Origin of the sequence: Vibrio sp. L3-7 (genome assembly GCF_963898195.1) — a bacterium.
GTDB lineage: Bacteria > Pseudomonadota > Gammaproteobacteria > Enterobacterales > Vibrionaceae > Vibrio > Vibrio echinoideorum.
On the sequence record NZ_CAWQUW010000007.1, the window covers coordinates 39,654 to 52,458 of the forward strand.

At 43.7% G+C, this 12,805-nt stretch carries 14 protein-coding genes; 4 read left to right on the plus strand and 10 right to left on the minus strand.

Annotated features, from left to right (window positions below):
* Nucleotides 1-137 precede the first annotated feature (137 nt).
* Nucleotides 138-1,496 (plus strand): Na+/H+ antiporter NhaC family protein, encoded by a 1,359-nt coding sequence (locus AACW75_RS07120; protein WP_145565247.1) that lies wholly within the window; start codon nt 138-140, stop codon nt 1,494-1,496.
* Nucleotides 1,497-1,644: 148 nt separating this feature from the next.
* Here AACW75_RS07120 and AACW75_RS07125 read toward each other — a convergent pair whose 3' ends face one another.
* Nucleotides 1,645-2,205, minus strand: coding sequence for a cysteine hydrolase family protein (locus AACW75_RS07125; protein ID WP_145565248.1), 561 nt, complete (start codon nt 2,203-2,205; stop codon nt 1,645-1,647).
* A gap of 89 nt (nt 2,206-2,294) precedes the next feature.
* On the opposite strand from AACW75_RS07125, the gene AACW75_RS07130 reads away from it, so the two are divergent.
* The gene (locus tag AACW75_RS07130) at nt 2,295-3,275 is read left to right on the plus strand and encodes a GlxA family transcriptional regulator (RefSeq protein ID WP_145571053.1); all 981 of its coding nucleotides are present in this window, start codon (nt 2,295-2,297) and stop codon (nt 3,273-3,275) included.
* A gap of 64 nt (nt 3,276-3,339) precedes the next feature.
* On the opposite strand, the gene AACW75_RS07135 is transcribed toward AACW75_RS07130, so the two are convergent.
* From AACW75_RS07135 to AACW75_RS07145, 3 genes are all read right to left on the minus strand, one after another.
* Nucleotides 3,340-4,536 carry a multidrug effflux MFS transporter gene (locus AACW75_RS07135; RefSeq protein WP_445329514.1) on the minus strand — a complete coding sequence of 399 codons (1,197 nt, stop codon included), beginning with the start codon at nt 4,534-4,536 and terminating at the stop codon, nt 3,340-3,342.
* Nucleotides 4,537-4,855: 319 nt separating this feature from the next.
* Nucleotides 4,856-5,236 carry a hypothetical protein gene (locus AACW75_RS07140; RefSeq protein WP_102553194.1) on the minus strand — a complete coding sequence of 127 codons (381 nt, stop codon included), beginning with the start codon at nt 5,234-5,236 and terminating at the stop codon, nt 4,856-4,858.
* A gap of 206 nt (nt 5,237-5,442) precedes the next feature.
* The gene (locus tag AACW75_RS07145; protein ID WP_145571055.1) at nt 5,443-7,155 is read right to left on the minus strand and encodes an RluA family pseudouridine synthase; all 1,713 of its coding nucleotides are present in this window, start codon (nt 7,153-7,155) and stop codon (nt 5,443-5,445) included.
* 298 nt (nt 7,156-7,453) lie between these two features.
* On the opposite strand from AACW75_RS07145, the gene AACW75_RS07150 reads away from it, so the two are divergent.
* Nucleotides 7,454-7,906, plus strand: coding sequence for an NUDIX hydrolase (locus AACW75_RS07150; RefSeq protein WP_145571057.1), 453 nt, complete (start codon nt 7,454-7,456; stop codon nt 7,904-7,906).
* Between the two features lie 55 nt (nt 7,907-7,961).
* On the opposite strand, the gene AACW75_RS07155 is transcribed toward AACW75_RS07150, so the two are convergent.
* The 6 genes from AACW75_RS07155 to AACW75_RS07180 all read right to left on the minus strand — a co-directional run bounded on the left by AACW75_RS07155 (nt 7,962) and on the right by AACW75_RS07180 (nt 12,499).
* Nucleotides 7,962-8,387 carry a bifunctional diaminohydroxyphosphoribosylaminopyrimidine deaminase/5-amino-6-(5-phosphoribosylamino)uracil reductase RibD gene (locus AACW75_RS07155; RefSeq protein WP_145571059.1) on the minus strand — a complete coding sequence of 142 codons (426 nt, stop codon included), beginning with the start codon at nt 8,385-8,387 and terminating at the stop codon, nt 7,962-7,964.
* A gap of 236 nt (nt 8,388-8,623) precedes the next feature.
* On the minus strand, nt 8,624-9,172 hold the full coding sequence (locus tag AACW75_RS07160; RefSeq protein WP_145571061.1) for a nucleotidyltransferase family protein: 549 nt from the start codon (nt 9,170-9,172) through the stop codon (nt 8,624-8,626).
* A complete protein-coding gene (locus AACW75_RS07165) occupies nt 9,172-9,459 on the minus strand; it encodes a putative quinol monooxygenase (RefSeq protein ID WP_145571063.1) in 288 nt (95 codons plus the stop codon). The genes AACW75_RS07160 and AACW75_RS07165 overlap by 1 nt, the downstream gene beginning before the upstream one ends.
* Nucleotides 9,460-10,419: 960 nt before the next feature.
* Nucleotides 10,420-11,277 carry a hypothetical protein gene (locus tag AACW75_RS07170; RefSeq protein WP_017076580.1) on the minus strand — a complete coding sequence of 286 codons (858 nt, stop codon included), beginning with the start codon at nt 11,275-11,277 and terminating at the stop codon, nt 10,420-10,422.
* On the minus strand, nt 11,277-12,131 hold the full coding sequence (locus AACW75_RS07175; RefSeq protein WP_145571065.1) for an ABC transporter ATP-binding protein: 855 nt from the start codon (nt 12,129-12,131) through the stop codon (nt 11,277-11,279). Before AACW75_RS07175 ends, AACW75_RS07170 begins: the two co-directional genes overlap by 1 nt.
* Nucleotides 12,128-12,499 (minus strand): GntR family transcriptional regulator, encoded by a 372-nt coding sequence (locus AACW75_RS07180; protein WP_054547155.1) that lies wholly within the window; start codon nt 12,497-12,499, stop codon nt 12,128-12,130. The genes AACW75_RS07175 and AACW75_RS07180 overlap by 4 nt, the downstream gene beginning before the upstream one ends.
* 26 nt (nt 12,500-12,525) lie before the next feature.
* On the opposite strand from AACW75_RS07180, the gene AACW75_RS07185 reads away from it, so the two are divergent.
* Complete coding sequence (locus AACW75_RS07185) at nt 12,526-12,687, plus strand: hypothetical protein (protein WP_186437201.1); 162 nt, start codon at nt 12,526-12,528, stop codon at nt 12,685-12,687.
* Nucleotides 12,688-12,805 lie beyond the last annotated feature (118 nt).

Genomic DNA, 12,805 nt, shown 5'->3' on the forward strand with positions numbered 1-12,805 from the left:
TAGCCTTTTTTATTAAGTGATGTTCAATAGGGTTCTTATTACTTTGCATTTAATTGGGCGTTTAGACGTCTAGACGTTGACAAGTTCTAAGTGTGACATTAGTCTCTCTTCTCCCTGTTCTATTGCGTTGTCGTTCCATGTCTAATTCGAAAAATTCTAATGCTGTAATTGCACCTTCTGCAGTTGCACTTATCCCTCTGATTGTTTTCCTTTCGCTGTTTATTGGCGTAGGTACGTACTTGTCGTTGCAAGGCGTCGACTTTGCGTTCTATCAGCTTCCAGCTCCGATTGCGGCTTTGCCTGCGGTGATGTTGGCGCTGTTACTAAGCAAAGATAAATTGAACCGTGCTATCGAGCAATTCCTGAGTGGAGTCGGTCACAAAGACATTATTGCAATGTGTATGATCTACCTATTGGCGGGTGCTTTTGCGGCTGTGGCTAAAGCGTCTGGTGGCGTTGACGCGACTGTAAACCTTGGCCTATCTGCTATTCCAACTAGCATGATTCTGCCGGGTATCTTCCTTATTTCTGCTTTCATCGCAACAGCAATGGGCACTTCTATGGGTACCATCGCTGCGGTTGCACCTGTGGCGTTAGGCATTGCAGATTCAGCAGGCATGAGCATTCCACTGACAGCAGGTGTTGTTTTGAGTGGTGCGATGTTTGGTGACAACCTGTCTATCATCTCTGATACCACCATTGCCGCGACACGTTCGCAAGGCTGTGAGATGAGAGATAAGTTTAAAGAAAACATCCGCATTGCACTTCCAGCTGCTCTTATCGCGATTGTTATCTTTGCTTTCAACAGCACTGCAACTCAGGTTCCTGAAACAGGCCCAATCGAGTGGCTGAAAGTACTGCCGTACATCACTATTTTGATTCTTGCTGTATCGGGCATGAATGTGTTCGTTGTGCTGACAATTGGTATCTTGCTGGCGGGTGGCGTGAGCCTAGGTTCTGTCGAGAACTACGGTATGACGGATTACGCTCAAGATATCTATGCAGGCTTCGGTAACATGCAGGAAATCTTCCTACTGTCGATGCTGATTGGTGGTTTGAGTGAGCTAATGCGTCGCCAAGGTGGACTGGCATTTCTGACTAACTTAGTGAGCGGTTTGATTCGTGCGTTTGGTTCTTCACACTCTAAGCAAGCCAATGGCCGTGCGAGTGAGCTAGGCATTGCTGGTTTGGTATCTATGGTGAACCTATGTACGGCAAACAACACGGTAGCGATTATTGTTTCTGGTAGTGTGGCTCGCCAATTAGCTGAAGAAAATAACGTTTCTCCACGTCGCTCTGCCAGCTTATTGGATATCTTCTCTTGTGTGATTCAAGGCGTACTGCCTTACGGTGCACAGGTATTGCTATTAGGTTCGGTATTTAACCTATCGCCTTTGGATATCGTGGCGAACTCTTACTACTGTTTTGCTCTTGCGATCGTGGCTGTGTTTGCCGTGTTTATCAAGCATCCAGTGCGCCAAGTAGCTAAAGCTTAGTACCAACTTATCAAGCTTAGTCATCATTGATTTCGATAGAAGGCTCCGCAAGGAGCCTTTTTTGTGCCTGTTCCGAATGGGCAGACAATTAAGGCTTGATTTGAGGTTAAAGAAAACCGCCTGTGAATGAAGGCGGTTTTGAATTTAGTTAAAGCAGGTTCTCAAGTTCATTCGCGGACGCGACATTGGCGTAGCCAAAGCTAAGAGCCGCCATAAATGCAGCATGGACATGCGCTGCTGGCACGGTAATGCCGTTGAACTCCATATCTAACGTTGTGCAAGCGTCGTGCGCTACATGGCACTCATAGCCTAAATCGGTAGCTGCGCGAGTTACAGCATCAATACACATGTGGCTCATTGCGCCGACAACGATCAGTTTTTCAATTCCTTTTCCCTTCAGTACTTCGTTCAGCTCTGTTTCTCTAAAGCTGTTGATTTGATGTTTTACAATCACAGGTTCACCTTCTTGAGGTGCGACACTGTTGTGGATTTGAGCACCGTTTGAGCCCGGCTGGAAGAAGGGCGCCTCATTGGTTGGGAACTCATGACGAACATGAACAATAGGAAGCTGTTTCTTTCTAAATGCGGTTAGTAGTTGAGAGCCTTTTTGGGCTGCTTTTTCTGTCTCAGACAGCGGCCATTTCGCTCCCTCGTATGAAGGGAAGTAGTCATTTTGAAAGTCGATAAGTAGTAGTGCAGTGTTTGTCATAGTCCATACCTTTGTATTTAGTGTATTGCGGTGTAGGAATATTATGAATACTCTGTATTTTTTATCGCACGTCAAAAATGACAGACTATATGGCAATAGTGACAAAATCAGTAATGGTCGAAATCATCGACTATCCAGGTTCTCTTCAGAGTGCAGTGTTCGGGGTGAAAGAGTTTCTTCAGATGGCCAATAGCCTTGATCCTTCCAATGAACAGGTTCAGTTTCATGTTGAGATTAAGCCTCACGATGACTTGGCTTGTTCAACCGGCCATTCAATAGGCACCTCACAAGACAGTTCAACCTTTGGTTCAAAGGCCGATATTATTTTATTGCCGCCAAACTTAGATGGTCGCTACTACCTAGAGCCGGATGAATGGCTGTTAGATTACCTTGTTGAGTCTCATCAACGAGGATCGATACTGTGCTCGGCATGTGCGGGCGTGTTTATTTTGGCGAAGACGGGGCTACTGCAAGGTCGAACCGTGACAACCCATTGGCAAGCACAACAAAAGTTCTCGGATCTCTATTCGGACATCGATGTCGATATCGACAAAATCTTGATTGATGACGCTGACATCATCACAGCTGGTGGTTTGATGTCGTGGATGGATCTGGCTTTGTCTATCCTGACAAAATACACGACTCCGACCAATACTCGTAATCTAGGTAAGTATCTCGTACTTGATACTGGGTTGAGGGAACAGCGCTATTATCAGAGTTTTACGCCGAATTATGCTCACGGTAATGACAAGATTGTATCGGTGCAGCACTTTATTAAGAAAAACTACCACTTATCTTTAACTCTTGATCAGTTGGCTGAAGAAGCGTTCATGACCCGAAGAACTTTTATCCGTCAATTTACTAAAGCAACTACCTTTACGCCGATCAATTACATCCAACATGTGCGTATTCAAAGTGCCTGTGAACTACTGGAAAGTTCTCATAAACCGGTAGATCAAATCAGCTATTTAGTCGGCTATGAAGACGTAAATAGCTTTCGAAAAGTCTTTTTGAAAATCATCGGCTTAACACCATCAAGATTTCGTTCTAGATTTCTCGCCGAGGAATGACTTTTAATAGTCACCATTCCTCAGGTTTATTGAGTCATGTTGTTAGTGAGCATCTTGGATGTCTCTAATTCAGTTTCTTAGTCACAAACTCTTTGTTTCTGACCATTAGCCACATCAATCCGCCTAGAATTCCCACCGATAATTGGATGAAGCCTAGGTTTTCAATTAGAGAATCTGGGCGTATTGAAACCAAGACCATGCCAAGCGAGCCACAAATCATGCTGAAGAACTGTATCAGTGCGACGGCAGAACCCGTGTCATGATCTTGTTGGTTCAACATCAAGTTGGTGCCCGGTACTCGCATGATGATCGCCATTAATGTCGCTGGTGCAGCGATGAACATGAAGAACCAAGGGGACAGGTCGCCAATGGTTAGGGTGAAGATTCCCGCAAGCGCTAATAAAGCAAAACATCCTGAGATGACCTTTTGAACCGGCATTCGGTAGGACAACTTCATGTAAATTGTTGGACCAAATGAGGCGCACAATGCATTGAATGCGAACGCGTAACTAAATTGTTGTTCGGTCAATCCAAAGTGATCGATGTAGATATAAGAACCCGCCGCAAGAAAGCCCATCAACGCCATCGATATGATAGAGAAAATGACCAGTAGCTTGACGAACGAGCGGTTTTTCATGACCACGCCCATTCTTCCCCATGAGCGGAATATAGAACCTTGGTATTTGTTTTCGAGTGTTTCTCGGTAGCAGCAAGCTAATACTGACGCAAATGCACCAAAAATGGCGAGCGTGACAAACATCATTCGCCAAGAAGCAATTTTCAGTAAAAAGGCGCCAAACACAGGCGCAACCATTGGTGCGATGATCACCAGTGACATGATAGTCGCCATGATCTTTTCACGTTCTCGGCCGTCATAAAGATCTTTGACAATGGCGGTAGCGATAACGGTGATAGCACTGCCAGCAAAGGCTTGGAATACACGAGCACCAATTAACTGCTCGATGCTATTGGTCATGGCACATATTACACTTGCCACCATATAGCTCGCTAATCCAATCAATAGGATCGGCTTACGACCAAACTTTTCGCTGAGCGGCCCCCAGAACAACAGACCGAAGGCATAGGTAACGAAGTAGCTGCTCAGGGTTAGATTGACCATCGATTGGTCAGTGTTAAACACCTCTACCATTTGTGGTAGTGCAGGTAAATAAAGGTCGATGGTCAATGGAGGAAACGCACTGATGATGACGAGGAAAAATAGCATGCCGGTTTTACCCAGTACTGGTTGTGGTTTCTTCAAGGTATCTCCCTGTTATCCAAGAAAGGCGTTTATTCGATAGGATATTGGTTTACAGAAGGTTTTAAGCACTTCAGACATGAAGGACGGATTCACTACAGAATGTAGCGAACAGACTTTAAGAGCTTGTCTTTGTGCTTAATTGTATTACAAAATATTATCACTTTTATGGATAACGAGTTCAACCAGTTAGTGGTAGGGATAGGCTGTAATAGTCACGGCACATTTTAATTACTAGTGACCTTGTAATAGCTGGTGACATTGTAATGGCTAACGATATTGTAATACTCAACGAAACCACAATGCCCAACGACTTGGCTTGTTATCTTTTTTTTGGGCGTTTTTCGACTAAGCCGTTGCGCTCTAGACCACGTCTTACGCTGCTGCAAAGTTTTCCAAAGCGACGCAGTTCTTCGAAGTTAGGGCCTTGGCCAATCAAAATGTTGTGTTCCCAATACATCAATTCGCTGTCGACCATTTCTAACAACTTTTTAGAACAACCAGAGCAGTTGCCTTTTGGCCCACAGATAAACGTCTCTGATTCATATAGAGGGAGTTCGTTTTTAACTTCTTCAATCAAGCTCAGCATTGCAGAGTTTAAGTCTGGCTTTTTAGTGATGATTGGCTGTAAGCCAGATGCTTGTGCAGTAGCTAAAGGTATAGGTGGTGTGTTCGGTTGCAAATTCAAAGCAGCTGATGACATATCAAAGGCCTCAAGGAAAGAAGAAGTGGAGCATGCTACTCGTCACAAGAAAATGAATCTTGATGTAGTGCAATAAGCGTGGATAACTATCCGAAAGAGGTAGGAGTCACAAATGGTTGTGACTCCTTTCTATAAAGCGCGGAACTGTCGAAACTAATTGTCAAAATGTGCAGGCGAGAACGCGTTATTAAGGAAAGCGAGAGCGTTTAGAACTCTGCGTCGAACTGGAACACCATCCACTCTTTTGTCACTGGGTGGTGCAGAGCAAGCCTTTCTGCATGTAAGTGCAGTCGGTCAGCTTTGTTGCCATACAGTCCATCACCCAAAATAGGCATGTTAAGCCCTTCTTCATGTGAACAGTGAACACGCAATTGGTGTGTACGACCCGTTTTCGGGTGCAGATAAATCTTGGTGGTGTCTTGGTTTCGCTCAATCACTTCCCACTTGGTTTCAGCGTGTTTGCCATGTTCAAAGCAAACAATCTGACGAGGACGATCGTATAAGTCACCACGCATTGGCAAGCGAACATAACCCTCATCTTGATCTAAAACGCCTTCAATCATTGCTACGTATCGCTTCTCAACTTCACGAGTAATGAATTGCTTCTGTAAGCTTTTGTTCGCGCGTCGTGTAAGAGCGAATATCAAGATGCCAGAGGTGGCCATATCTAAGCGGTGGATAACAAATGGCCCTTCTACATTAGGGTGCATTTCTTGAACACGTGTGTAGGCCGAGTCTTTAATTGTTTTTCCCGGTACTGATAGAAAACCTGCTGGCTTATGTACCACGACGATGTGCTCATCTTGGAACAGAATATCGAGGTCTTTACCTTCTGCTGGGTTTTCTAACAATGGGTTTGGATCCACCTCAAGGCCTTTCATCATATGGCCGAGAATCGGAACACATTTACTCTGACAAGAGGCATAGTATTTCTTGTGCTTGCGGATTTCTGATTTCGGGGAACGCCCCCACCAAAATTCAGCCAATGCCAATGGTGTGTAACCGTTCAAATACGCGTATTGCAGAAGCTTTGGTGCGGCACATTCGCCAGAACCTGCTGGTGGTATCTTGTTGGGGGTGTCTTCAAAGATCTGGTTAAGATTTTCAATGTTTCCTTCCGCATTCTGGAAAGCGTATTGTGAAAACAGTTTGTGTTGGAGCTGATGAGAAAGGTGTGCTCTTTGCTCTTTGAGTTCTGCCAGTTGAGTGGTGAACACATCAACTTTAGTTTGCAGTTCATTCAGAATTTGTTCCCAGTTGAGCTTAAGATGTTTCTGCTGATTTTTGTCGGCAACACTGGCCTTGTTTAACTCGTTATTCAGTTGTTCAAAGGCCTGCTCATCAAGGTTTTCTTTACCTTGCTCACGTTGTTCTTTGCGTGTTTTTCGGCCTTCAATAATCAATAGACGTTGAGCTTCAATTTCTTGCTCTGCCTGTGCTTTCTGTTGTGCTAATTGTTCACACAGCTCAAGGTATTCAGCGTTCACTTGCAGCGCTTTAAATTTCGCATTCACAGCCATCATGTCGGCCGTGTCTTGATGGAAAAAGCTATCGCTACTTAACATGTCAAATACAGGCGGTACAAAGTGAGGCAATAGGTTTTGGTCGGCTATTTTCCCTGAAAAAGCAGAGAAATACCCCAATTCACCTTCGGGGCTTTTCACCAATAACACACCAAACATCTTGCCGCGGCCAGCGTCAGACTCTAACCCGAAGTCATGTTGCCAATCGGTTTGTGTCTCTAGGTATTGTTGAAGCTGGTGTGAGGCGAATTCACACAATGGATGCGGCTCGTAATAGAACGGGAAGGTGAAACGCTCAGGCAACGAATATGACTCGATCGGCTGTTGAAAGCGAGTGAAGCAATCCTCAGGTGTGTGGCTACTGTCTGAAGCGTGCGTTGGTTTTGATGAGTGCATATTATTGTCGTCTTACTACTTATATCGTGGTGATAAATGGCTGTGAGTCTACTGTGTATGATAAAAGAGCTCTGAAACACAGTACAAGGCGGCGATTCTACTCTTTATCGAAAAGCGCCTCAAATAAGAAATGGCTCAATGACTAGATACAACAACTATGGTCTGCAATGCAAAAATCACGAGTAAGGCTTGATAACCATAAATTGATGGGTGGCTTCTCGTTTTTAATCATAGAAGACAATTTAGAAAAAGAACGATGTTAGCCTTGCCGCTTTCTTGTTCCAACTAAGGTAACGTTATGATTCCACTTAATACTTCCATCGTGGCTGGTGTCGCTCTTTCTGAGATCGACGGACAAACGAAAATGTTATTAATGAAGCGTGTTAAGGGTGAATTTTGGTGCCACGTCGCAGGCTCGATTGAGGCGGGTGAAACAGGTTGGCAAGCCATCGTTCGTGAGTTTGAAGAAGAAACCCAAATTGAAGTGGAAGCCCTGTATAACGCGCAGTTTCTTGAGCAGTTTTACGAAGCTCACGTTAATGTGATTCAGTTGATCCCTGTTTTTGCCGTGATATGTCCACCGAATCAAGCGGTAGAGCTGAATGATGAACATACCGAGTATCGTTGGTGCAATTTAGATGAAGCGAAAGCGTTAGCACCGTTTCCCAACCAGCATGCCGTCTATAATCATATCTGGTCGTATTTTGTCGAGAAGCCAGTCAATCCGCTTTACCGAGTGAAGCTGAATTAGCGTTACCCAGTTAATAGGTCAATATGCCAATCGCCGACTGACCAAAAACGACGAGTTAAGACTTACCAAGATACGGGATTAGAAAGGCACTCACTTGTGCTTGGTATAACCCTACATCAACCTTCACGCCATGCGACTCAAGTATCGCAACACCACGACCATTATTACGAGGGTCTGGATCTAGCATCGCCACTACAACATGTTTGACGCCAGCTTTAACAAGAGTGTTGGCGCAAGCGGGTGTTCTGCCTACAAATGAACATGGCTCTAATGTTACGTAAGCGGTAACGCCTTCTATTTTTCCATCATAGTGATTTAACGCTTCGACCTCTGCGTGGTTTCCACCGACCTTTTGTGTGTACCCAACAGACACTACCTTATCGTTCTTAACCAAAACACAGCCCACAGGCGGGTTTGGTTGACAATCGGGTAGGGCTTGGAGCGAAGCTTCAAGAGCTTGCAGCATGTATTGTTGGTTCATGGTCGTTACTCAGTATTACGAGTGAGCGCAGCAGTTAGTGGCCGCGTGCGGTTGATGACTTGGTTAGTTACTAACTTAATAAGTAATAAGTAATAAGTAATAAGTTAATAGGTAATAAGTAGGGCATGTTCGATCTGATTGGGCTTTTAGTCAATGGTTTTAGCTGTAGAGTTGACCGATTGACCGAAGAAGCCGAACTCGATTTACCTGCGGATATCATTGAGTTAAGTGAGGCTCTACTCAATATTCAATTTTGGCCAATGGATTAGCCAGTTTTTAGATTGGACTCTTTGATCAAAGATATCTCGGCTACGTTTTGGGTTGGGTGTGATTTTTAAATCAAACAAGCTCTTTAAACCAAAAGCAGAAATACATTCGATCTCCCCAGTGAGACTTTGCTGTACGGCAACCGCTGTCTCTTTTTCAGGCCAGTAACTCATCGCATCTAATGAGCCTTGGTAAGGTTCATCCTCATTTCTGGTGTGCATGCAGGCTTGATTGCGAACTTGCCAATTCAGTTCAGGTAACCGTTGTTTAAGCAGATCCTCGTATCGAAGACCCGATTCGTAGGAGGTATCAATGGGATCAAAGTAGATCACATCAATATCATTGAGTGGCGTCGGGGAGTCAAAGTCATGCAAGTGATCCCAAACGAGGTTTCTCACAAAGCCCGCAGCAACATAGCACTGCGGTAAATCCAGCTGAGCGACACAGTCTAAAGCCTGCATTCGTAAGGGATCTTGTTTGATCAACGTGACAATACTGTTGGCTAGCGGATGTATCATTATGATGTCGGAACATCGGTGACTTGATAATGACGAGTCACGTTCTTTGAGATGTCACCCCATTCAGACGTTTTTACTCGCTGTTGGTGCGCTTCGAATGCTTCTCGGCTAGTGAATTCTTCATACACTTCAAAGCGATTAGGTTGAAGTGTGCTTTGACTGACTCTAAATACGATACAACCAGGTTCTTCCAGTGTCAGTTCTTTGTGTACAACCAAGGCTTGTGTGACGGCTTCGAGGTCTTTGTCTGGCACTAGAATATGCCCTTGCAGAATTACTTTACTCATAATTACGTCCATTTAATTTTATCCATTACGGCTTTTTCTATTAGAAGCTCCATCTATCACAAATATAATCCCATTTTGAGTTTGTGACGTACAGGCTAATGTGGCGATTATTTGTTCGCATTGAATACAGTATTGGTTACAGCGTAACTTTGGAGGCGATGTGAGCAATAAAAAATAAGACGTTGGAACTAAATCCGCGTTGGTCCGGTCTATTAAATACGTATCATTGAACTGTATTGATACTAAAATGAATTTGTCATCTGAGAGAACTAATCTAAATCTCGAACAACGGCTTAAGATATTAAATTGAGCCATAGTTGATAACTAGGTCATACTTTAATGTAAATGGTACTCAAAACTCTATAAATTTTGTGATTTGTATCATTGATCTGGACATCAAACACCGTTAGATTCGAATGGTTGGCAATAAAAATAGCTCATGAAGAGCAGTTAAAGAAAAGGAAATATCCCTTATGAAAAAAATGAGAAGAGCACAGCTTCATCGCGTTCGTATCCAATACTGGAAAGACACAGCGAAAGAAGCTTCAAAGAAATAAGCTTTAAATCATAAAGCTTAAAAATAAAAAAGCTGAAAAGCTTAATCAAATGTAAAACGTAGCAAATCGATTTCATTAGCACTCTCAAGGACCTTCATCTGGTCGGCGACTAAAGAAATCATCCCCCAAAGAGCTGACAGGCATTAATAATAATGCAATTCAATGTCAGCTCATTAATACCCCCTAGTTATCTCTACCTTACTCAGTTTTCCCAAATCAACTCGATCTGCACTTTTGTCTCTGTGATTAAACCTATCTTGAAAATTGAAAAGCACATGAAAACGACAAAAACTTGAAAAGAATTGCGTCTGAAAAAATGCCAGTCAATAAAAAAGCTCCCGATTTCTCAGAAGCTTTGATTTTAGATTTAGTATCTGATGTTATCCGATCAGGATAGATGACTCTATCGTTGGAACAACGTCTTCAAGCTTACATCGTCCGTTCTATTCAATTTAAGGCTCAGTAGATAACCACCAACACCAATCAATGCGTAAATACCTAAAGATAAAATAGGCGCTTCTGCAATCGCGCTGAATGGGTTGCTTGCTATGAGCACATTCATTGGTAATGACGCGATAAGAGATAGGAAGTCATTGATGCCATAGAACCCAAACACGGCGACAGAGAGGAACTTAATCGCATAGCTTGAGATGAAAATGACAAGCAGCGGAGAGTTCACCAGCTGCGAAATAGCTAGAGTGACAGTTGCCAGTGGCAATAAAACCAGTGCAACTAACATCATTCTTCCAAAAAACACGACCCAGTTGCTCAGCACATAAAACAGAGATTGCTGCTCAACCAATAGCGCCAGTTGTTGCTCACTTGAGACGTTCAGTATCCAGAATAGAAAATCTGCGAACAGCACTAACAACGCACAGATAGCCGGAATAACCACTAAACCGAAGCCTAGCTTCACGCCGTGAGTCATTGCGTTGGATACCGGCATACTTCTCCAAAACATTGAACTGCCTTCTTGGCGTTCTTTACGTAGCGTTTTAGGGATATATAGCGTCGACAGGATCAGTGAAATAAGGCCCGCGCCGAAGTAAATCACTGAGTTGAGATCTTGTGCGAACTCTCTGTGGATGTCGCTCACGTCACCGTTCACTTGCATTTCGAAGAAAAACTCATGTTGCGCTGCGCCATTAAAGAACAGACCAACGAACAGTAAGAAACCACATAATGCGACAAACAAAGGCAATCGAGTGTTAACTTTATGCTCGATGAGTTCTTTTTCTAGCATGTAAAAACTTGGATGCATTATGCCTTCTCCGTCTGTGTTGCAAGGAATAGATCTGCGAGACCAACGTTATAGATGTTACCCAGTGATTCAACCTGCGCTTTGTATTGACCTTCTAATAGCCACTTAGTCGTCCCTAACCCAGGCTGAGAGGTGAGTGGGGTAAGTTTCTGTATCTCGCTTGAATGGTTGTTTGCGACTTCGATAATGAAATAGTCGTGCTCGATGTCTTCCATGCTCTTTTGCAGTACACAATGACCTTGCTTCAAAATCAGTACATCCGTTAATAGGTGTTCAATTTCTGAAACCTCATGGCTCGCAATGATCATGGCGCGTTCGCCATCGTGGAACCACTCTAATAGGTGGCGATAAAAAGTATCGCGGTACAGCAAATCTAAGCCCAGCGTTGGCTCATCTAATATCAACACTTGAGTGTCAGTCGCGATGATGATCGCGAGATGAAGTTGTACTTTCATCCCTTTAGAAAGCTGTTTGATCTTAGAAGAGAGCTTAATGTTGGTGCTGCTTAACGTCAGCTCCGCTTTTTGTTTGTTGAAGCTAGGGTGCACACCTTGTGTGTATCGAAGCAGTTGTTTAACGGTCATCCACTCTGGTAACACGTTAACATCTGAAATGTACGATAAATGCTGCATTAGCTCTGCGTGCTGGTGGATAGGGTGGTAGCCGTTTACTTCAATCTCACCTTGATAGTTGTGGCCACCAAGCAGTGATTTGATCAGTGTCGATTTGCCCGCGCCATTGTGGCCCAGAAGCCCAAGTACTTGCCCTGGCTTTAACTCGAAGTTGATGTTCTCGACACCCACTTGGTTCGAATAGGTTTTGGTTACGTTTTTCACTGAAAGTAAAGTACTCATGACTTGTCCTTTATATGTTGTGCTAGCTGTTTCACGAGTTCTTCGACACTCATATCAATGATGCTTAGCGTCTCAGCGATGGCTGGGATCTGTGTGTTGATGAATGATTGGTGTGCAGACTCTTTCAATTTTTGAAGTGCCCCTTCAGCCACATACATGCCTTGGCCACGCTTTTTCTCTACCAAGTCTTCATCCACCAGTAACTGATAGCTTTTCATGACAGTAAGGTGGTTGATCTTGAGATCAGCGGCAACAGCACGCACTGAAGGTAACGCTTGTTGCTCTAACCAAACACCTTGAAGAATTTGGTCGCTGATCTTTGCAGCAAGCTGCCTAAAGATCGGTTGATCGTCTTTCCATTCGGTCATAATTAAAACTGCATAGTGTTATACATGTGTATAACACTAACCTATTTGTTCGAATTGGCAAGCTCTTTATTGGTCTTGAGAAGGTAAACCTATTAGAAGTCTTTGGTGGTAGAGGCTTGGAACGAGGAGAAGGTGCTGAAGTACCTGTCATTTCACTTCGACTTATCGTTTGGTTATCACTTCGATAATCTGTTGTCGCTTGATGAAAGGTTAGGCATATTTCCTGTGAGCTCTGAAGCAGTTGCCTTTGGTATGTAATTTCAGTTGGCTAAATTGAGCTCACAGGTAGTTAAGTTTGACGCAAGT

Coding starts and splice junctions, on each gene's coding strand:
- AACW75_RS07165 (WP_145571063.1), bottom strand. CDS start 9,459: ATGAGTAAAGTAATTCTGCAAGGGCATATTCTAGTGCCAGACAAAGAC.
- AACW75_RS07170 (WP_017076580.1), bottom strand. CDS start 11,277: ATGCATCCAAGTTTTTACATGCTAGAAAAAGAACTCATCGAGCATAAA.
- AACW75_RS07160 (WP_145571061.1), bottom strand. CDS start 9,172: ATGATACATCCGCTAGCCAACAGTATTGTCACGTTGATCAAACAAGAT.
- AACW75_RS07155 (WP_145571059.1), bottom strand. CDS start 8,387: ATGAACCAACAATACATGCTGCAAGCTCTTGAAGCTTCGCTCCAAGCC.
- AACW75_RS07145 (WP_145571055.1), bottom strand. CDS start 7,155: ATGCACTCATCAAAACCAACGCACGCTTCAGACAGTAGCCACACACCT.
- AACW75_RS07130 (WP_145571053.1), top strand. CDS start 2,295: ATGGCAATAGTGACAAAATCAGTAATGGTCGAAATCATCGACTATCCA.
- AACW75_RS07175 (WP_145571065.1), bottom strand. CDS start 12,131: ATGAGTACTTTACTTTCAGTGAAAAACGTAACCAAAACCTATTCGAAC.
- AACW75_RS07150 (WP_145571057.1), top strand. CDS start 7,454: ATGATTCCACTTAATACTTCCATCGTGGCTGGTGTCGCTCTTTCTGAG.
- AACW75_RS07180 (WP_054547155.1), bottom strand. CDS start 12,499: ATGACCGAATGGAAAGACGATCAACCGATCTTTAGGCAGCTTGCTGCA.
- AACW75_RS07140 (WP_102553194.1), bottom strand. CDS start 5,236: ATGTCATCAGCTGCTTTGAATTTGCAACCGAACACACCACCTATACCT.
- AACW75_RS07125 (WP_145565248.1), bottom strand. CDS start 2,205: ATGACAAACACTGCACTACTACTTATCGACTTTCAAAATGACTACTTC.
- AACW75_RS07120 (WP_145565247.1), top strand. CDS start 138: ATGTCTAATTCGAAAAATTCTAATGCTGTAATTGCACCTTCTGCAGTT.